Source organism: Achromobacter xylosoxidans A8, from assembly GCF_000165835.1.
Lineage (GTDB): Bacteria > Pseudomonadota > Gammaproteobacteria > Burkholderiales > Burkholderiaceae_B > Achromobacter > Achromobacter xylosoxidans_B.
This window is the reverse complement of record NC_014640.1, coordinates 5,206,860-5,225,466: the sequence shown is the minus strand read 5'-3', so window position 1 is coordinate 5,225,466 and position 18,607 is coordinate 5,206,860. Positions and strand designations below refer to the sequence as shown.

Here is an 18,607-nt window from a genome sequence, read left to right as displayed (position 1 = left end):
CATGGGCGCGCTGAATGACCTTCTGATGCCTAAGCTCGGCCTGACCATGACCGAGGGCATGCTGATCGAATGGAGCGTGGCCGCCGGCGACCAGGTAAAAGCCGGCGATCCGCTGTTCGTGGTGGAAACGGATAAGGTCGCCAGCGAAATCGCGGCCGAGGCGGATGGTTTGATCGGCGAGATCCTCGTGCCGGCCGGTGTAACGGTACCGGTGGGCGCCGTGGTCGCGCGTTGGACCGGACCGGGCCAGAAGTCGGACCTGGAGTCAGATGCAGCAGGCGGGGACGGGACAACCTCCGCTTCTGCGCCCATGCTGGCGGCGCAGACGCCGGTACAACCCGCTACGGCCGCTGGCGGTCGGATCGTGGCCACGCCGCTGGCCCGGCGCCTGGCCCGCGAACTGGACGTGGATCTGGCGAAAGTTGGCGGTACCGGGCCGGGCGGGCGCATCAAGGCTGCGGACGTGCGTCAGGCGGGCGAACCGGGGCAGGCCGCACAGGTCGAGAATGCCGCTGAACAAGCTGTTCCTGTCATGGACGGCGGACAGCGCATCGTCGCCAGCGGACTGGTGCAGTCCATGGCCCGGCGCATGACGCAGGCCAAGCAGGTTCCGCACTTCTATCTATCGGCCGAGGCCGAGGTCAGCGAACTGCTGGCCTTGCGCGGCCGCTTGAATGGCCAGCCCGATGCGCCCAGGCTGACGCTGAACCACTTCGTCATTGCCGCCGTGGCGCGGGCGCTTGCGGCCTTGCCGCAACAGAACCGCATCTGGAACGACGACCACATCGTGCAGTTCCAGGACATCGACATAGGCGTGGCGGTCACTACCGAACGCGGCCTGATGGCGCCGGTGTTGCATGGCCTGGCAGGCGCTACCTTGGATGGCATCGCGCGGCAGTCGGACGCCTTGCTGGAGCGCGTGCGATCGGGAAATGCCACCCGCAACGACATGAGCGGCGGGGCCATTTCAATTTCCAACGCCGGCATGTTCAACGTCACATACATGACGCCCATCATCAATCCGCCCCAGTCGGCGATCTTGGGCGTGGGCAGCATCCGCGAGGTGTTCCGGCCCGACGCGCAAGGCGCGCCGGCCTTGCGGCGCGAAATGGGCCTCGTGCTGGCGGCGGACCACCGGCTGCACGATGGCGCCGGCGCGCTGAAATTCCTCAACTACGTCATCGAGTTGCTGCAGGACCCGTACCGGCTGCTGCGCACCCCTATTCAAGGATAGATCAAATGGACTTTTCGCTTTCGGACGAGCAGAAGCTGATCGTCGAGACCGCGCGCCGCATCGGTGAAACGTATGGCGTGGATTACTGGTATGAGCAGGACCGCAAGAATGCCTTCCCCCAGGCGTGCTGGCAGGCCATCTGCGAAGCCGGCCTGGCGGGCGCGGCCCTGCCCGAGGAGCATGGCGGATCGGGCCTGGGCATGGTGGAGCTGGCGCTCATTGTGGAGGAGCTTTCCGCAGGCGGCGGTGGTTCGACGCTGGGCCAGCTGTTCATGATCAATCCCATCTTCGGCGGCGTGCCGATCTCCAAATTTGGCAGCGAGCAGATGAAGCGGGAGCTGTTGCCCGGGCTGACCAGCGGCAAGATCAACTTCTGCATGGCGCTCACCGAACCCGACGCCGGCACCAACACGCTGGCGATGAAGAGTTTCGCCGCGGCGCAGCCTGATGGCAGCTGGCGGTTGGACGGACGCAAGATCTGGATCACCGCCGTCGACGCGGCGCAAAAAATGCTGGTCGTGGCGCGCACTGCCAAACCGGTCGAAGGGGCGCGCCCCACCGATGGCATTTCCATGTTCATCATCGACGTCGAACGCGAGGGCCTGACCTATTCGGCCATCGAGAAGGTGGGAACCCAGACGCTCAGCGCCTGCTCGGTGTTCTTTGACAATGTGCGCATCGAACCGCATGAACTGGTGGGCACGCTCGACAAGGGCTTTCGCGAACTGCTGGATGTGCTTAACACCGAACGTATCGTCACGACCGCCAGTCTGGTGGGCGCGGGTCGGCTGGCGGAACGTCTGGCGGTGCAGTATGCGAACGATCGCAAGGTGTTTGGCGGCAAGCCCATCAGCGCATACCAAGGCCTGCAGTTTCCACTGGCGCAATCGCATGCGGAACTGCAGTGCGCCCGTCTCATGAACCTGAACGCGGCCTCGCTGTGCGATCAGGGATTGCCCTATGGCACCGAGGCGAACATTGCCAAGCTGATAGGATCGCAAGCCGCCAGCCATGCCATCGAGCGCAGCATGCAGACCATGGGAGGCATGGGCTACGCGCGCGAATTCCATGTTGAGCGCCTGTGGCGCGACGCGCGACTGTTCAAGTTTGCGCCGGTGTCGGAAGAAATGATCCTGAACTACATCGCCATACACGACCTCGGCATGCCGAAGTCATACTGAAGCGCCAGAATCGAGACGCGGGACCGGCTCAGGTCGTCACCCGCGCCGAGCCGCCATCCAAGGGAGACCCACCATGTTCAATCTGAGCGCAGCCATCGCCTTCCACGCCCGGCGCGCGCCCGATCGTGCCGCCATCATCTATCGCGACGTAGCGGTCAGCTACGCCGATTTCCATGAACGCATCCGCCTGGCGGCGGCGCTGCTCCAGTCACATGGCGTCGGCCGCGGCGATGTGGTCGCGCTCTTCATGAAGAACAGCGCCGCCTTCTTGGAACTGGCGTTCGCCGCCAGCTATCTGGGCGCGATATTCCTGCCGGTCAACTACCGGTTGGCGGCGCCCGAGGCCGGCTACATCCTTGGCGACGCCCGCGCCAAGCTGCTGTTCGTGGACGAGGAGTTCGCGGAGGTGGCGGCGCTCGAAGTGCCCAAGGTGGTGCTCGACGCCGCTGCGCAGGCCGACTCGCGCCGTCTCGGCAAACCGGGGCTGGCCGTTCCGGAGCCGGCCGCCACGACGCAGGATGATCTGCTGCGGCTGATGTACACGTCCGGCACGACCTCGCGGCCGAAGGGCGTGATGCACACCTACGGCAACATCCACTGGAAGTCGATCGATCACGTGATCGCGCTGGGCCTGACGCATCAGGAACGTCTGCTGGTGGTGGGACCGCTCTACCACGTCGGGGCCTTCGATCTGCCGGGCATCGCGGTGTTGTGGGTAGGTGGCACGCTCTGCGTCCACCGCGAATTCGATCCGGAAGCGGTACTTGCATCCATTGAACGCCACCGGCTGACTTGCGGCTGGATGGCGCCCGTCATGCTGAGTCGCGTGCTGGCCGTACAGAACCCTGGACGGTACGCCCTGGATACCTTTGGTTGGTGTATTGCTGGCGGCGAGAAAACACCCGAATCCCGCATACGCGACTTCACTCGCGTGTTCACGCGCGGCCGCTTCATCGACGGCTTCGGTATGACGGAAACGTGCAGCGGCGACACCCTCATGGAGCCAGGCCGCGAAATCGAGAAGATCGGCTCCACCGGGCGCGCGCTGCCGCACGTCGAGATCCGTATCGCCGATGACGAAGGTCGCTGGTTACCCGCCGGCGAGAAGGGGGAGATCTGCGTGCGCGGGCCCAAGGTCACCAAGGGCTACTGGAACGCGCCTGAGAAAACCGCCGAAGCTTTCTTCGGCGACTGGCTGCGTAGCGGGGATGTGGGCTACCTGGACGAGGAAGGATTCCTGTTCGTCACCGACCGGACCAAGGACATGATCCTGACCGGTGCGGAGAACGTGGCTTCCAGCGAAGTCGAGGCAGTGCTTTACGAAATGCCCCAGATCGCCGAAGCGGCGGTCATCGGCGTGCACGACGAGCAATGGGGCGAACGCATCACGGCTGTGGTGGTGCTCAACCCGGGCCAGACATTGACGTTGGAAGAACTGGCCGGCTACTGCCGCAAGCGCGTGGCCAATTTCAAGGTGCCGCGGGAGCTGAAAGTGGTGGAGGAACTGCCGCGCAATCCTTCGGGAAAGGTTCTCAAGCGGGTACTGCGGGACCGCTACAACGCCTGATGCCGCCGCGGCGGGAACAGCACAGGAACACAAGGGGAAAAAAATGAATCTGGCCAGAAAATTCGCGACGTTCTCGACGAGCCTTGTCGTCGGAAACCTGCCGGAGCCAGTGGTTGAAAAGGCCCGCGCCTGCGTACTCAATGGCTACGGCATTGCATTGGGCTCGCACCCCACGCCGTTCTTTGGCGTGGCCGAACAGGCCGTCCTGGCCATGGATGGCGTGCGCCCCGGCGGCGCCACGCTGCTGGGCAGCGGCCGTCGCAGCACCGTCGCCGGAGCGGCGCTGGCCAATGCCGCGCTGTTCCACGGGCGGGCCCAGGAAGACACCTGCGGTGTGGCGCATTTCGGCGCCATCCTGCTGCCGCTCCTGACCGCATTGGTGGAGCAGGGCGAGGGCGCCATGGAGGACTTCTTGCCGGCGCTGGTGGCGGGCTACGAGGTCGGCGGTGCGCTGGAGTCGGCCTATTCGGCCCGCACGACGGCAGTGGGCCTGCGCGCTTCGCCGCTGTACGGCACGATCGCCGCCGCGGCCGCGGTTGCCCGGCTGTGGCGGCTGTCCGTGGATCGGACCGCCGCGGCCCTGTCCAACGCGGCCTCGTTCACGGGCGGCATCCTGCAGTCCTTCGGCGACGGCACCGATGAATGGCGCTATCAGGTTGGAATGGCCGGGCGCAACGGGCTGGCCGCGGCGGCGCTGGCGGTCCATGGTTCCACATCCGCGGACGGAGCCTTCGAGGGTGCGTCCGGCTTCGCCCGGGCCTTTGTCAGGACGGAGTGCGACGTCGACGCCATTGCCGGCCGTTTGGGCAAGGATTGGTCACTGCTTAAGGTGACTTTCAAACCATACCCTGTCTGCGCGCTCAACCAGACGCCGGTGCGCGCCAGCCTGCGGCTGCGCGACCTGCTGGGTGCGCGCGCAGGCGCGCTCAAGGCCCTGCGCGTGTATCTGAACCCCACCGTCGTGGGCTATGCGGGCATGGACAAGGAGGGGCCGTTCCGAAGCATTTCGGGGACGCTGATGAGCACGCAGTTCTGCGTCGCCACGACCTTGCTGCACGGGACCCCGACCATCGCGCGCATGGCTGAATTCGACGATGCGGCCGTCGCGGGCCTGATCCCGCGGATCCGGCTGCACGCCGATGAATCACTCGGCCTGCTGGCCTGCCGTATCGAGGCGGAGCTGGAGGGCGAGGGCGAACCGCTGGCGGTGCGGATGGACACGGATCACACGGAATACAGCTATGACCGGACGCGGGTGTCGGCGCTGATCCGCGGCATAGGCGAGGAAACCGGCGTGGCGCAGCGCGCCTATGACCATATCGAACGATTCGCGGCTGCGCTGCCGGATGCGGACCTGGACGATGTCCTCGCCGCTTTCAAAGAGATCCAGACGGCCCGCTGAGAGGCCGGCGGATGGCGCTCCGCGACCTCGGAGCGCGTCACTACAACGTGCAAGAACCTAGGAGGAGACAACATGTCCTGGTACAGGAAATCCACGCCTGCGTGGCTGGCGGTCGCAGTGGCGGCATTGGTTTCGGGAACCGCGTTGGCGGCCGATACGGTCAAGATCGGCATGACGTCGGCCCTGACCGGCCCCTATAGCGAGTTCGGCGAGGGCAACCGCCGCGCCGTCGAGCTTGCGGTCGAGCAATGGAACGCGAAGGGCGGCATCAACGGCAAGAAAATCGAGATCGCGATGCTGCTGGACGATCAGTTGAATCCGGACCGCGCGGTGCAGAACATGCGCGCCATCCTGGACAACAAGGAAATCGTCGGCATCATCGGCCCGGCGGGCAGCGGTCCGACGCTAGCCGTGATCGACATGGCCCAGGCCGACGGCCGGCCCTACATGAATCCGATCGCGCAGACACCTGTCGTGACCTACGCGGGCGAGAAGACCGGGGAGAAGCCGCGGCCCAACGTGTTCTCGTTCGCGCTGCAGAACGACATCGAGGCCGTGGCGATGGGCGAATACCTGGCCAAGCGTTTCAAGCGCATCGGCATCGTGCATGAAAGCACCGCCTACGGCGTGACGGGCGTTGACTACCTGTCCGCCGCCATAGGCAAGAACGGTGGCGCCAAGCCTGTCGCGACCGATTCCTACAACCAGGGCGCTCAGGACATGACCGCGCAGGTTGCGCGCCTGAAGCGCGCCAACGTCGACGCGATCGCCGCCATCGGTCTGGGCAAGGACCTGGCCGTGCTGCGCCGGACCATGGCCAGGCTGAACGTGAATGTGCCGCTGGTGGCATCCAATGGCGCCTTGGGACAGCCCTACCAGGAAGGCGCGGGTGAACTGACGCTGGGCACCTTGGGCACGATGATCGGTGCGTTTGGAAATCCCATGCGTCCAGCAGCGGCGGAGTTCGCCAAGGCCTATAAGGCGAAGTACGGCGCCGACCGCTGGTGGGGCAACGATTCCGAGAATCCGCAGCTGTTCATGGCGATCTCGGTGTCCAACGGCTACGACGCCGCGAACGTGCTGTTCGAAGGCATCAGGATGGCCAACTCGACCGACCCCAAGGCCATCATCGCGGCGATCGAATCGATCAAGGACTTCCAGGGCGTCAACACCACCTACAACTTCTCGAAGGAACGCCATCACGGCATCGAGACGGACGGCGTCAAGGTGTTCGAGTACGTCAAGAAGGACGACAAGGTCCGGCTGCAGCCGGTCGCCCAGTAATCGGTGCGGCGACCGTCCGGCGCGGTGACGCCGGACGGTCGCCCGCCTGCATGGATGAGGGTGATATGGATTTCTTTATCCAAATGATCGTGTCGGGACTGAGCGTCGGCGCTGCCTATGCGCTGATCGGTCTGGGCCTGAACCTGACGTTCTGGACCACGCGCGTGCTCAATTTCGGACAGGGTTCGGTTCTGATGGCCGGCGCGATGCTGACGGCCGTCATGGTCGGCGCCGGCGTCAACGTGTTCCTGGCCGTGGGCGTGTCGTTGCTGGCAACGGCCTTCATCCTGTGGGTGGTCGAGGTCGTCGGCGTGCGGCCTACGCGGCGCGTCGCCGGCAGCATGGGATGGGTGGTATCCACGCTTGGAATAGGCATATTCCTGCAAGGAGTGGCGAGCTGGCTGTTCGGCACCCAGGCCGTGGCGTTTCCGGACGTGCTCTTCAGCAGCACGGATACGGTGGAGTTCATGGGCGCCTATATCTCCCTGCAATACATCGCCGTTTTCGTCATCAGTGTGATGATCGTCGGCCTGATGGAACTGTTCCTGCGCCATTCCATCTGGGGCTACGGCGTGCGCGCGGTCGCCCATGACCGCGACCTGGCGTCGCTGATGGGCATACCGGTCTACCGCGTGGTCGTCTTCTCCTTCCTCGTGAGCGGCGTGCTGGCGGGCATCGCCGGCATTCTGGTGTCGCAGGTATCGGGCACGGTGGATCCGAACTTCGGCCTGCATCTGTTGATCCTGGCGTTCGTTGCGGCCGTCATGGGCGGCATGGGCAGTGCGTTCGGCTCGCTGGTGGGCGGGTTGATCCTGGGCATCCTGGAAAAGCTGGTGGGCGGCTATGTCTCGCCCGCTGCGGCCGAGGTCGTGGCCTTCGTGCTCTTGATAGGCGTGTTGACGATCCGGCCGCAGGGCCTGTTTGGCAAGCGCGAAACGGTGAAGGTGTGAGGACGATGAAACAGCTAGGAAAAATCCTGTCGAACTCCTGGACGCTTGGTGCGCTGGCCGTGGCGCTGGCGGTGGGCGCCGGCCATGTCGCCACCGGCACGGTCCAGATGTGGAGCTTCGTCATCATCAATATCCTGCTCGCACAGGGCATCAATCTGCTGACCGGCATCAGCGGGCAGATTTCGCTGGGCCACGCCGGATTCTTCGCCATCGGCGCCTATGCCAGCGCCATCGCGATGAAATCCTGGGGGGTGCCGTTCCCCGTGGCGCTGGTACTGGCCACCTTTGGCGCTGCGGCGATCGGCTTGCTACTGGCGGGCCCTGCGGGCCGAGTGCGCGAGTTCTATCTGGCGATGATGTCGCTGGGCTTCGGCCTGATCGTCTATGAACTGGCGCGCGAGTTGCGCGGCGTGACGGGAGGGGTGATGGGCATGCGCGGCATTCCGTCGTCGCAGATAGGAACCTTGCAGATCTTCGGTTGGAGCATCGACACCGTTGCGTACTTCCGCATTCTGCTGGTGGTGTTGCTGGTCGTCATGCTGATGTTGCGCAACTTCGTCAAAAGCCATTTCGGCAGGGCGTTCTACGCCGTGCACGTCAGCGAAATCGCCGCCGGTTCACTGGGCATATCCCAGGCCGCCGTCAAACGTGCCGCCTATGCCATCAGCGGCGGGCTCGCGGGCCTGGCAGGGGGTTTCTATGCGCACATGATCGGCTATCTGACGCCGGAGAGCTTCGGCCTGATGCGGTCCATCGAGATCCTGGTGATGTCCATCGTGGGCGGCCTGGGTTCGCTCGCGGGACAGGTATACGGGGCGGTGCTGTTCACCTACCTGCCGCAGAAGCTGCAGGCTTTCAATGACTATCAGTACATCGTCTATGGCTTGATTCTGGTGTTCATCTTCTCCTTGTTGCCCAAGGGCCTGGCTGGCTTGCTGCGCACGCAGACACGCTACAGCAAGTTCGACCAATTGCGCCCCGCAGCGGGCAGCGCGGCCGAGCCGCCAATGTCGCGGCGGCAGCCCGCGGCAGGCATTGGTGGAGGACAAGCGTTGGTGCGTGTCGAGGGCGTGGTCATGGAGTTTTCCGGCCTGCGCGCGCTGGCAGGAGTGTCGCTCGAGCTCAGCGCCGGCAGCATCACCGCGCTGGTCGGCCCCAATGGCTCGGGCAAGAGCACGCTGGTCAACGTCATCAGCGGCATCTATGCGCCGACTTCGGGGCGCATTCTTTACAAAGGCCAGGACATCGCCGGCTGGCCCTCCCACAGGGTGGCGCAGGCTGGCATCACCCGAACCTTCCAGGATCCGCGCAACGTGCCCAGCTTTACAGTGCGCGAGAACATCCTGATGGGGGCCCATCGCCGCTATCGGCACGGCGCCCTTGCCGCAGCTTTCAATACGCCCGGTGCGAGGCGCGAGGAGGGCGCCCTGCTGCGCCAGGTCGAAGCCTTGATGCAGGCGGCCGGGTTGGCCGGGCACGCGGACGCCATCATGAGCGAATTGCCCTACGGCATACAGCGCCTGGCCGAGGTTGCCCGCGCCCTGGCGAGCGATCCGGAGCTGTTGCTGCTGGACGAACCCGCCGCCGGCCTGTCCGAAGTGGAGTCCGAACACCTGGTCAGGCTGGTTCGCCTGGCGCGCGATCATGGCGTGGCCATCATGATCATTGATCACCACATGGATTTCCTGGCCGAACTGGTCGACGAAGTGGTGGTGTTCGAAGCCGGCGAGGAAATCTACCGGGGTGACATGGACGGCATGCGCGCCGACCGGGCCGTGATCCAGGCCTATCTTGGCGTCGAGGAGCCGGCCCATGCTTGAAGTCCGCAATCTGCAAGTAAGTTACGGCGCGATCGATGCCGTGCGTGGTGTCAGCCTGACGGCGCGTCCTGACGGCATCACGGCTCTGATAGGCGCGAACGGCGCCGGCAAATCGTCGCTGATGCGAGCGATATCAGGAGTGACGCCGATCAAGGGCGGACAGATTCTGCTGGATGGCGAGGACATATCTCGCCTGCCTCCGCACGAGCGCGCGCGGCGGGGGCTGGCGCACGCCATGGAGGGACGGCGCATCTTCCATCAACACACGGTAGAGGAAAACCTTATTACGGCTTGGCACTTTCGCAAACCCAGAGGCAATTTCAAGACAGCGCTGGAACAGGTGTACGGCAATTTTCCGGTTTTGGCGCAACGCCGGGCAGCGAAGGCGGGGACCCTGAGCGGCGGCCAGCAGCAGATGCTGATCCTGTCGATGGCCACGTTGCATGAGCCGCGCTGCGTGCTGCTGGACGAGCCGTCCCTGGGGCTGGCGCCCATCGTCGTCGCGCAGATATTCGACTTCATCAAACAGTATTGCGCGCAGGGCGGCCGTATGGTTTTGCTCAGCGAGCAGATGGCCAGCCTGGCGCTCAGAGTGGCCGATTTCGGCTACGTGCTCAAGCACGGTACGACGGTCTTCGAGGGCACACGCGAAGTGCTGACGGGCGGCGCGGGGGCGGCGCTGTCCAGCGCCTATCTGGGCGCAGGCAGAACGGAATAGGCAGACATGCAGACCGAAAACAAGGACAGGCCGCCCGTGGGCGAAAACATCGATACCGAACTGCTGGTACTGGGCGGCGGGCCGGGCGGTTATACGGCGGCCTTCCGCGCCGCCGATCTGGGGCTGGCGGTGACGCTGGTCGAGGAACGGCCGGCCCTCGGAGGCGTATGCCTGAACGTGGGTTGCATCCCTTCCAAGGCGCTGCTGCACGCAGCCCGTGCTCTGGAAGAGACGCGAGGCCTGCACGAGCTGGGCATCGAGTTTGGCGAGCCGCGCATTCGCCTCGACAAGTTGCGGCGGTGGAAGGAGGCGTTGGTCGCCAAACTGAACGGCGGACTGGCGGGGCTGGCAAAACGGCGCAAGGTTCGCGTGGTGCATGGCCTGGGGCAGTTCACTGGGTCCAACACCCTGGAGGTCGCCGGCGGCCAAACCGTGCGCTTCAAACAGGCCATCATTGCCGTGGGCTCGCATCCCGTGCGCTTGGCGGGCTTGCCGGACGATCCTCGCATCATGGATTCCAGTGATGCCCTGGCGCTTGAGAGTGTGCCCCAGCGCCTGCTCGTGGTGGGTGGCGGCATCATCGGCATGGAACTTGCCACGGTGTACGCGGCGCTTGGCACGAGGGTGACGGTGGTGGAACTGACCGACGGCCTCCTGCCGGGATGCGACCGCGATCTGGTGAAGCCCCTGGAGCAGCGGGTGGCCAGCCGATACGAGGCCATTCTGACTGGCACTCGGGTGGTCTCGGCCAGCGCGCGGGAGGACGGGGTGCACGTCGTGTTCAGCGGGCCGCATGGCGTCGGACCCCAGGTGTATGATGCCGTCTTGGTCGCGGCTGGCCGCCGGCCCAACGGGGCCCGGATCGGAGCAGACCGCGCCGGAGTCCTCGTGGACGAACGCGGTTTCATTGCGGTGGATGAACGCCAGCGCACCAATGTCCCGCATATTCTGGCCATAGGCGATGTCGTCGGTGAACCGATGCTGGCGCACAAGGCGGCCTACGAGGGCAAGGTGGCGGCCGAGATAGCGGCGGGCAAGAAGGCAGGCAACGATGCCAAGGTAATTCCGGCAGTCGCCTACACGGATCCGGAAGTGGCGTGGGTGGGCTTGACCGAGACCGCCGCGCGCCGGGACGGCGTGGCGTTCGAGTCGGCCAGCTTCCCCTGGGCGGCCAGCGGCCGCGCGCTGAGCCTGGGACGCGGAGAGGGACTGACCAAGATCCTGGTCGAGCCACGGACTCGCGCCTTGCTGGGGGTGGGCATGGTGGGGCCGCAGGCGGGCGATCTGATCTCTGAAGCGGCGCTGGCCATCGAGATGGGCGCGGAGCCCGGTGACATCGCGCTTACCATACACCCGCACCCGACCTTGTCGGAGACGCTGGCGTTTGCCGCCGAGGCCTATGAGGGGACGCTCACCGAGTTGTTCCTCTCTGGGAAAAAAAGTTAAGTATGCGGCCGGTCCACGCAATTCACCGGGAGGGTTTGATCAGTGGCAACATGGAATAATTCGGTGCCGACGCACAAGGCGATGCACCAATTGAAGCGCGAAGCGCTGCTGCGCCAGGCGATTGCCGCCTTCAATCAGAAAGGGTTCCACGCTACTTCGCTGGGAGATATCGCGACCAGCCTGGGCGTGACCAAGGCCGCGCTCTATCACTATTTCCCGAACAAGCATGCCCTGCTGTATGAGGCGTTCGCCGAGGCGTTGCGAGTGGGGTTCGAGGCCATCGAGGCGGCCGAACGCCATGGCGGCACCGGCCTGGAAAAGCTGCAGCTCGCGTTGCGCGAGTACCTGGAGGTGACGCTCAGCGAAATGAGCCGCTGCGTCATCATTACAGAAGAGCATGCGCTCGAACCGGACGACCGCGCCGAGATCGTCAAGCAGCGCGACCGCTTCGAAGCCAAGCTGCGCGCCTTCGTGCGCGAGGGCATGGAGGACGGCAGCATTATCCAGTGCGATCCGAAGCTGGCCATCTTTTCCATTTTTGGTGCCGTGAATTGGGTGCCGAAGTGGTATTCGGACGCGGGGGAATGGAACAATAAACAGCTGGCCAAAGGCATGTCCGAACTGCTGTGCCGTTCCATCGCCAGCAAGCCTCCGGAGGGGTTTGCGCCCGACATCGGCAAGATGCAGGTGGAATAGCCGCGCCGCCGAGGAAAATTTACGTTCTAATCGCGGTCTATGAAGCTAGCGCCAACACGCCGGCCGCAGCTTGCGGCCCGCCAGACCGGGGAAAACAGAATGAGAACATCCTTGCTTTTCGTGGCTGCCATCGTGACGGGCTGCGCCAGCACCAGTTCCGGCGACCTGCTGAGCGAATCGAAAGTAGCGGCCATCAAGCTCAATGTCACGACCTACGACGAGATGGTCCGGGACTACGGCCCGCCCCGCTCCCAGAGCGTTAATCGGGATGGACTGACCACGGCCACCTGGTTCTATTTCGACAACAGCGCCTACGGCGCGATGGACAACCAGCAGACCTTGACGGTGATCTTCAACAAGGACCGCACGGTCAAGGACTACGTGAACGCGTCGGCCGGGTCAGGCAAGAGCCGGTAAACCGGACAGGAACTGCTGGCCGGGCGGTCAGAGCACCAGCTTCAGCCCGATGGCGAACATGGCCGCGGCGACGCAGCCGTCCAGGACCCGCCACGCGTCGGGATTGGCGAAGATGGGCCGCAGCAGGCGCGCGCCATAGCCCAGGGCAAAGAAGAAAGCGAACGAGGCCGAAATCGCGCCCAGCGCGAAGGCGGTCTTGTGGCCGTCGTACTGGCTGGACACCGATCCCAGCAGGACCACCGTGTCCAGGTATACGTGGGGATTGAGCCAGGTCAGGGCCAGGCAGGTCGCCAGCGCGGCTGCGCGTCCCGCCGTCTGGGTGGAGGACGGCGTCAGGTTGTCATGGCGGGCGCGCAACGCCGACCTCAGGCTGCGCGCGGCATAGGCAAACAGGAACAGGGCGCCGCCATAGCGCAGGGCGGGTTCCAGCCAGGGCAGGGCGCCGACCGCCAGGCCGAAACCGGCCACGCCGGCGCTGATCAGGATGGCGTCCGACAGGGCACAGGCCAGGCAGACGGCAAAGACATGTTCCTGGCGCAGTCCTTGGCGCAGGACGAACGCGTTCTGCGCGCCGATCGCCATGATGAGGCTCAGGCCGAGCAGGAATCCGGGAATGTAGGCGGTGGTCATCGATACCCTTCAGGGAAGGGCGACAGACTAGCCTTTGCCAAAAGATTAGGAAAACTAATTATCCTAATCCTTATTCAGTTCTGCTAATTTTCGCGGCGCATTCCGCCGGTCGGAAGGGGCCGGCGATGGCGGCACGGGACCGGAGTAGTCCGATGCCGCCCGTAGCGGTGCGGTGAACTCAGCTGCCGCCCTGGTCGGCAGCGCGCAGGATGCCGTACAGCTTGTCCTTCAGGTGCAGTTTCTCCTTCTTCAGCACTTCGACCTCGTTGCCCGACGCCGGCTGGATGCCGGCCTCCATGTTCTTGATTTCCTGGTCCAAGTCATTGTGACGCTGGAACAGCGCTGAGAAATGCGCGTTTTCGGATTTCAGTTGGGTAATGAGGTGGCGGTATTCAGGGAACATAGGGGCCTCTTTAAAGAACCGGTTGATGGGCACTGCGGGAAACCGGGGAACCTGATGATCCATAAAGCTTTCGATTCCATGACACGCCAAGCCCGCGCCGTTGTCAACCGCCCGGGCGGCCGCGGCCAGCCGGCGGATTGATGCCGCGCAAGCCCGGCCGGCACTGATTCTGTCGCGGCTGATCACCTTTGCTTACATGCAGATCCGTCCCCGGCGATACACTCGCTTCCCCGTGGTCTGCCATAAATTTGAAATGAATCAGCGCGCGTCCATCCTTCGCCAGGTCTTTGATCTTTTCAAGCAGGACGGGAGAATCCACCCGGGAACGGGCATGATGAGCGGCGTGATTGCGCTGTTCCTGGCCATCCTGGCGGTGCTGGGGGTCCTGGCGTTCCACTTTCCCGCTTACCTGACCACGCCGGAGCTGCGCAGCTTCTACAACGTGGACGTGATGCGCGGCCTGCTGTTCGGGGCGCTGCTGGTGTCGGGCACGATCGCGCTGGCCAATACCGTGCTGGGCCGTCAGCGCTGGCTGAACATCGCGGCCTTCGTGCTGGTGTGCGGGGCGGTGGCCGCGGGCGGCAGCAATGTGGTGGTGACCTCGTCCAATACCGGCAACCATCCCTATCTGGGGCTGGACTGGTTCATCCTGGACCTCTTGGCTTCCAGCACCGTGTTCATCATTTTCGAGAAATTGTTCCCGCTGTACCCGGGCCAGCCGGTGTTCCGCGGCGAATGGCAGGTGGACATGAAGCACTTTCTGTTCAACCACCTGTCGGTGGGGGCGGTGCTGCTGTGCATCAACTTCTTCGTGCACCGGCTGTTTTCCTGGGCGGCCTACGAGCCCCTGCAGCAGGCGATCGTGTCGCTGCCTTATCTGGCGGAGTTGTTCCTGGCCGTGCTGGTGGCGGATCTGGTGCAGTACGCGGCGCACCGCGCGTATCACGAAGTGCCGTTCCTGTGGCGCATCCACGCGGTGCACCACAGTACCCGCACGCTGGACTGGCTGGCCGGTTCGCGCCTGCACATCGTCGAATTGCTGATCACCCGGGTCGCGGTGCTGGGCGTGCTGTTCGCGCTGGGCTTTTCCAAGCCGGTGCTGGACGCCTACATCATCATCGTCGGCTTCCAGGCGGTGCTGATCCATTCCAATGTGAGGCTGCCCTGGGGCTGGCTGCGTTACATCATCGTGACGCCGGACTCTCACCACTGGCACCACTCCTCGGACACCGAGGCGATCGACCGGAACTATGCCGCGCACTTCTCGTTCATCGATTACGCGTTCGGCACGGCGGTGCGCGGCGTGAGCAAGCGCCTGCCCGAGAACTACGGCATCCTGGACAACGACATGCCGGGCACCTTCCTGGCACAGCAGGCCTACCCGTTCGCCCGCAAGAAATGAAACGGCGGCGCGCCCGATGCGCGCCGCCGCCGAAGATGCCGTCAGCCGGCTCAGCGCCTGGGCGCGGCCGGCCGGGACATTACCTGTTGCCCTTGACGGTGGAGTAGGCCGCCATCAGGTTGCGGTAGTCGGGGATGTGGTTGGAGAACAAGGTCCCCAGGCCTTCGATGTCGTTGCGCCAGTCGCGGTGCAGCTCGCACGCCACACCGAACCAACTCAACAATTGCGCGCCGGCCTGCTCCATGCGGCTCCAGGCGGCGTTGCGGGTCACTTCATTGAAGGTGCCGGACGCGTCGGTCACGACGAACACGTCAAAGCCTTCCTCCAGGGCCGACAGCGCCGGGAACGCCACGCAGACTTCGGTGACCACGCCGGCGATGATCAACTGCTTCTTGCCGGTGGCCTTGACGGCCTTGACGAAGTCTTCGTTGTCCCAGGCGTTGATGTTGCCCGGACGGGCGATATAGGGCGCCTTGGGGAATTTGTCTTTCAGTTCCTGCACCAGCGGGCCGTTGGGGCCGTCTTCGAAACTGGTGGTCAGGATGGTGGGCAGCTTGAAATATTCGGCCAGGTCGGCCAGCGCCAGGACGTTGTTCTTGAACTGGTCGGGCTGGAAGTCCCGGACCAGGGACAGCAGGCCCACCTGGTGGTCGACCAGCAGCACCGCGGCCTGGGTCTTGTCGAGTTTCACATAGGGCTTGGTCATTGCATACTCCATGAGGGAATTGCGCGCCTTGCGGCGTGCGGGGAACATCAGGGCCGGCTCAACGCTGGGAGTCGAGCTGCTCGCCCTTCTTGATGACTTCCTGGGCCCGGTTGTAGCTTTCGATCAGCAACTGGTAGGGCGGGAAGATCTTGGTATAGACCTCGGCCCACTTGGCGGCGTCTTCGCGGTTCCAGGTCTTTTGCAGCTCGGCCGCGACGGCGCCTGTGTCCATGGGCACGACGCCGGCCTGCACCACGCGCGCCAGGGTGATTTCCTGGGCCATCTTGCTGTAGGTGCCCGAGGCGTCGACCACCACGAAGACCTTGTAGCCCTCGGCCACCGCGCTGATGGCAGGGAAGGCCATGCAGACGCTGGTAATGGTGCCGGCGATGATCAGGGTCTTGCGGCCGGTCGCCTTGACCGCCGCGACGAATTCAGGATTGTCCCAGGCATTGATTTCACCTTTGCGTGCGACGTATTTCGCATGCGGCGCGTTCTCGTGGATTTCCGGAATCAGGGGGCCGTTGGGGCCTTGCGGCACGGAGGCGGTGGTGATGACAGGCAGCTTTGCCAGGGTGGCCATGGAGGCCAGCGCGCCGGCCAGCGAGCGCAGCTCGGTCATCGGCATGTCGGCAACCGTCTGGAACAGACCGCTCTGATGATCGATCAGCAGCATGGCGGCATCGTTGGGATCGATGACGGGGCGCTGGCCGTTGAAGTTGGCGGGGACGCTCATGGTGTGCTCCAGGTGAGGTGGGGCTAACCATGCTAGGAGCAACGCGGGCCGCTGGGTAGGCGGGGAAAATGGGTTTCTGCGTCCCACTCGTCGAACGCTGGCCCAGCCCCGGAGCTACTTCAAGGTGGGCAGCTTGTGGCGCACCTGCGTGTCGTGTTCGCGCTTGGCCACCTCCTGGTATTCGGAACTGAGGAAGTCCAGCAGTTCCCGCACACCGGGCAGCAGGCCGCGGCGCGACGGGAAGATGGCGTGCACGCTGCCGGCCTCCGGCTGCCAGGGAGCGCCCACGTCCACCAGGGTGCCTGCGTCCAGTTCGTCGCGGATCATCAGCAGGGGCAGGGCGACCACGCCCACGCCGCGCAAGGCGGCCTGTTTGAGGGCCAGCATGTCGTCCGTCACCAGGCGCGGCGTGAACGGCACGACGATGCGCGCGCCGTCCGGCCCGTCCAGCCGCCAATGGGATTCGCGCTGTTCGGTGCCCAGAGCCAGCGTCGGCAATTCGCTCAGGGCGTGGGGATCGGCGGGCAGCGCGATGCTGCGCGCCAGCGCTGGACTGGCCACCAGGCATTGGCAGCTCATGCCCAAGGGCTTCATGATGAGGTCGCTGCTCTCGATGGGCCCGAAGCGCACGCGCACGGCGATGTCGAAGCCCTCGCGCAGTACGTCCACGGGCCGGCTGAAGCTCTTCAAGAACACGTGGACCTTGGGGCAGCGGACCATGAAGCGGGCCACCAGATCGCCCAGAAAGTAGTAGATCAGCGCGGGCGGGGCGCTCATGCGTATCGTGCCTTGCGGTTCGGCCCGGGTGCGGTCGATGACTTCCTGGGCTGCTTCCGCACCCGCCAGCATCGACAGGCATTGTTCGTAATATTCCTGACCCAATTCGGTCACGGCGAAGCTGCGCGTGGAACGCTGAATGAGCCGCACGCCCAGCCGGTCTTCCAGCAGCGCGATGCGCCGGCTGAGGCGGGACTTGGGTATGCCGAGCGCCCGTCCCGCAGGCGCGAAGCCGCCGTTCTTGACGACCTGGACGAAGTAATAGAGGTCATTCAAGTCGTGCATTGCTTCCCCCAACTGTTCTGAAAATAGGACATCAGAGGGGAGCATATAACGGCTGCGGTATTGCGCGGGCAGCTTTTCTTTTACATTTGAGCCTACCCTCAGGAGCCTCCATGCCAGCTTCCGACCCCGCGTCGCTCGCGCGCGAAATCAAGGCGGCGCAGGATCATGCCGCTTACCTCGCGCCGCCCACGGCCAGGCGGCCGCGCTTCGACCTGGACGCCGCCTACGACGTGGCGGCGCGGATCCATCAGGCGCGGCTGGCGGAAGGCGCGCTGCTCGTCGGCCGCAAGATCGGGTTCACCAATGCCGCGATGTGGGCGGCGCTGGGCGTGGACTTTCCGGTATGGGGACGGGTCTACGAGCATAGCGCGATCTACGACGACACCGGCGAAGTCCATTGCCGCCTGGGCCGCTATGTCGAACCGCGTATCGAGCCGGAGATCGTGCTGCATTTCCATGCCGCGCCGCCGCGGACGCGAGACCCGGCCGCGATACTGGAGTGCGTGGACTGGATCGCCCACGGCTTTGAGCTGGTGCAATCACACTATCCCGCCTGGCAGTTCCAGGCCGCCGACACGGTGGCGGACAACGCCTTGCATGGCGCGCTATTCATCGGGCCGCTGGTGGAGGCCGCCGAGCTCGGGCCGGGGCTGGTCCAACGGCTGGCGGACTTCCGGATAGACCTGTCCTGCAACGGCATCCACCGCGAAACCGGGACCGGCGCCAACGTGTTGGGCAGCCCGCTGGCGGCGCTGGCCCATCTGCTGGCGGTGGTGGCGGAACGGCCGGCCGACGAGGCGATCCAGGCGGGCGAACTGGTCACGACAGGCACGCTGACCAAGGCTTGGCCGGTGCATCCGGGCGAAACATGGAGCACCGCGCTGGACGGCATTGGCCTGCCGGGCTTGCGCATCGTGTTCGACGAGTGATCTTGCGCCGGCCGTTGCCGGCCG

Annotated in this window: 18 protein-coding genes; 13 read left to right on the top strand and 5 right to left on the bottom strand. The window is 64.8% G+C overall.

What is annotated here, in order from left to right; genetic code table 11:
* Window position 1: 1 nt before the first annotated feature.
* The 11 genes from AXYL_RS24240 (at window position 2) to AXYL_RS24190 (ending at window position 12,715) form a co-directional block, all read left to right on the top strand.
* Window positions 2–1,234, top strand: coding sequence for a dihydrolipoamide acetyltransferase family protein (locus AXYL_RS24240; protein WP_013395511.1), 1,233 nt, complete (start codon window positions 2–4; stop codon window positions 1,232–1,234).
* Between the two features lie 5 nt (window positions 1,235–1,239).
* Window positions 1,240–2,415 (top strand): acyl-CoA dehydrogenase family protein, encoded by a 1,176-nt coding sequence (locus tag AXYL_RS24235; protein WP_013395510.1) that lies wholly within the window; start codon window positions 1,240–1,242, stop codon window positions 2,413–2,415.
* Between the two features lie 73 nt (window positions 2,416–2,488).
* On the top strand, window positions 2,489–3,982 hold the full coding sequence (locus AXYL_RS24230; protein ID WP_013395509.1) for an AMP-binding protein: 1,494 nt from the start codon (window positions 2,489–2,491) through the stop codon (window positions 3,980–3,982).
* A 43-nt stretch (window positions 3,983–4,025) separates the two neighbouring features.
* Window positions 4,026–5,384 (top strand): MmgE/PrpD family protein, encoded by a 1,359-nt coding sequence (locus AXYL_RS24225; protein WP_013395508.1) that lies wholly within the window; start codon window positions 4,026–4,028, stop codon window positions 5,382–5,384.
* A gap of 72 nt (window positions 5,385–5,456) precedes the next feature.
* On the top strand, window positions 5,457–6,668 hold the full coding sequence (locus tag AXYL_RS24220) for an ABC transporter substrate-binding protein (protein WP_013395507.1): 1,212 nt from the start codon (window positions 5,457–5,459) through the stop codon (window positions 6,666–6,668).
* A 65-nt stretch (window positions 6,669–6,733) separates the two neighbouring features.
* Complete coding sequence (locus AXYL_RS24215) at window positions 6,734–7,618, top strand: branched-chain amino acid ABC transporter permease (RefSeq protein ID WP_013395506.1); 885 nt, start codon at window positions 6,734–6,736, stop codon at window positions 7,616–7,618.
* A 5-nt stretch (window positions 7,619–7,623) separates the two neighbouring features.
* A complete protein-coding gene (locus AXYL_RS24210) occupies window positions 7,624–9,438 on the top strand; it encodes an ABC transporter permease subunit (protein WP_013395505.1) in 1,815 nt (604 codons plus the stop codon).
* The gene (locus AXYL_RS24205) at window positions 9,431–10,156 is read left to right on the top strand and encodes an ABC transporter ATP-binding protein (protein WP_013395504.1); all 726 of its coding nucleotides are present in this window, start codon (window positions 9,431–9,433) and stop codon (window positions 10,154–10,156) included. The genes AXYL_RS24210 and AXYL_RS24205 overlap by 8 nt, the downstream gene beginning before the upstream one ends.
* A 6-nt stretch (window positions 10,157–10,162) precedes the next feature.
* On the top strand, window positions 10,163–11,602 hold the full coding sequence (lpdA, locus tag AXYL_RS24200; protein ID WP_013395503.1) for a dihydrolipoyl dehydrogenase: 1,440 nt from the start codon (window positions 10,163–10,165) through the stop codon (window positions 11,600–11,602).
* Window positions 11,603–11,644: 42 nt separating this feature from the next.
* On the top strand, window positions 11,645–12,298 hold the full coding sequence (locus AXYL_RS24195; RefSeq protein ID WP_013395502.1) for a TetR/AcrR family transcriptional regulator: 654 nt from the start codon (window positions 11,645–11,647) through the stop codon (window positions 12,296–12,298).
* Between the two features lie 99 nt (window positions 12,299–12,397).
* On the top strand, window positions 12,398–12,715 hold the full coding sequence (locus AXYL_RS24190) for a hypothetical protein (RefSeq protein WP_013395501.1): 318 nt from the start codon (window positions 12,398–12,400) through the stop codon (window positions 12,713–12,715).
* A 27-nt stretch (window positions 12,716–12,742) separates the two neighbouring features.
* Here AXYL_RS24190 and AXYL_RS24185 read toward each other — a convergent pair whose 3' ends face one another.
* Entirely contained in the window at window positions 12,743–13,345 is a 603-nt protein-coding gene (locus tag AXYL_RS24185; protein WP_013395500.1) for a LysE/ArgO family amino acid transporter, read from the bottom strand.
* 178 nt (window positions 13,346–13,523) lie between these two features.
* Complete coding sequence (locus AXYL_RS24180) at window positions 13,524–13,748, bottom strand: YdcH family protein (protein ID WP_013395499.1); 225 nt, start codon at window positions 13,746–13,748, stop codon at window positions 13,524–13,526.
* A 253-nt stretch (window positions 13,749–14,001) separates the two neighbouring features.
* Between AXYL_RS24180 and AXYL_RS24175 the strand changes: the two genes are divergently transcribed.
* On the top strand, window positions 14,002–15,150 hold the full coding sequence (locus tag AXYL_RS24175; RefSeq protein WP_013395498.1) for a sterol desaturase family protein: 1,149 nt from the start codon (window positions 14,002–14,004) through the stop codon (window positions 15,148–15,150).
* A gap of 79 nt (window positions 15,151–15,229) precedes the next feature.
* On the opposite strand, the gene ycaC is transcribed toward AXYL_RS24175, so the two are convergent.
* The 3 genes from ycaC to AXYL_RS24160 form a co-directional block, all read right to left on the bottom strand.
* Window positions 15,230–15,856, bottom strand: a complete 627-nt coding sequence (ycaC, locus tag AXYL_RS24170) for an isochorismate family cysteine hydrolase YcaC (RefSeq protein WP_013395497.1) — start codon at window positions 15,854–15,856, stop codon at window positions 15,230–15,232.
* A 58-nt stretch (window positions 15,857–15,914) separates the two neighbouring features.
* Entirely contained in the window at window positions 15,915–16,592 is a 678-nt protein-coding gene (locus tag AXYL_RS24165; RefSeq protein ID WP_013395496.1) for a hydrolase, read from the bottom strand.
* Between the two features lie 114 nt (window positions 16,593–16,706).
* A complete protein-coding gene (locus AXYL_RS24160; RefSeq protein ID WP_013395495.1) occupies window positions 16,707–17,654 on the bottom strand; it encodes a LysR substrate-binding domain-containing protein in 948 nt (315 codons plus the stop codon).
* Between the two features lie 110 nt (window positions 17,655–17,764).
* On the opposite strand from AXYL_RS24160, the gene AXYL_RS24155 reads away from it, so the two are divergent.
* Window positions 17,765–18,583 carry a 2-keto-4-pentenoate hydratase gene (locus tag AXYL_RS24155; protein WP_013395494.1) on the top strand — a complete coding sequence of 273 codons (819 nt, stop codon included), beginning with the start codon at window positions 17,765–17,767 and terminating at the stop codon, window positions 18,581–18,583.
* Window positions 18,584–18,607: the final 24 nt, after the last annotated feature.

Excerpts from the sequence above, each read along its gene's own strand:
- AXYL_RS24230 (WP_013395509.1), top strand. The coding sequence starts at position 2,489 with ATGTTCAATCTGAGCGCAGCCATCGCCTTCCACGCCCGGCGCGCGCCC.
- AXYL_RS24165 (WP_013395496.1), bottom strand. The coding sequence starts at position 16,592 with ATGAGCGTCCCCGCCAACTTCAACGGCCAGCGCCCCGTCATCGATCCC.
- AXYL_RS24160 (WP_013395495.1), bottom strand. The coding sequence starts at position 17,654 with ATGCACGACTTGAATGACCTCTATTACTTCGTCCAGGTCGTCAAGAAC.
- AXYL_RS24205 (WP_013395504.1), top strand. The coding sequence starts at position 9,431 with ATGCTTGAAGTCCGCAATCTGCAAGTAAGTTACGGCGCGATCGATGCC.
- AXYL_RS24240 (WP_013395511.1), top strand. The coding sequence starts at position 2 with ATGGGCGCGCTGAATGACCTTCTGATGCCTAAGCTCGGCCTGACCATG.
- AXYL_RS24220 (WP_013395507.1), top strand. The coding sequence starts at position 5,457 with ATGTCCTGGTACAGGAAATCCACGCCTGCGTGGCTGGCGGTCGCAGTG.
- AXYL_RS24225 (WP_013395508.1), top strand. The coding sequence starts at position 4,026 with ATGAATCTGGCCAGAAAATTCGCGACGTTCTCGACGAGCCTTGTCGTC.
- AXYL_RS24190 (WP_013395501.1), top strand. The coding sequence starts at position 12,398 with ATGAGAACATCCTTGCTTTTCGTGGCTGCCATCGTGACGGGCTGCGCC.
- lpdA (WP_013395503.1), top strand. The coding sequence starts at position 10,163 with ATGCAGACCGAAAACAAGGACAGGCCGCCCGTGGGCGAAAACATCGAT.
- AXYL_RS24175 (WP_013395498.1), top strand. The coding sequence starts at position 14,002 with ATGAATCAGCGCGCGTCCATCCTTCGCCAGGTCTTTGATCTTTTCAAG.
- AXYL_RS24235 (WP_013395510.1), top strand. The coding sequence starts at position 1,240 with ATGGACTTTTCGCTTTCGGACGAGCAGAAGCTGATCGTCGAGACCGCG.
- ycaC (WP_013395497.1), bottom strand. The coding sequence starts at position 15,856 with ATGACCAAGCCCTATGTGAAACTCGACAAGACCCAGGCCGCGGTGCTG.
- AXYL_RS24210 (WP_013395505.1), top strand. The coding sequence starts at position 7,624 with ATGAAACAGCTAGGAAAAATCCTGTCGAACTCCTGGACGCTTGGTGCG.
- AXYL_RS24180 (WP_013395499.1), bottom strand. The coding sequence starts at position 13,748 with ATGTTCCCTGAATACCGCCACCTCATTACCCAACTGAAATCCGAAAAC.
- AXYL_RS24215 (WP_013395506.1), top strand. The coding sequence starts at position 6,734 with ATGGATTTCTTTATCCAAATGATCGTGTCGGGACTGAGCGTCGGCGCT.
- AXYL_RS24155 (WP_013395494.1), top strand. The coding sequence starts at position 17,765 with ATGCCAGCTTCCGACCCCGCGTCGCTCGCGCGCGAAATCAAGGCGGCG.
- AXYL_RS24185 (WP_013395500.1), bottom strand. The coding sequence starts at position 13,345 with ATGACCACCGCCTACATTCCCGGATTCCTGCTCGGCCTGAGCCTCATC.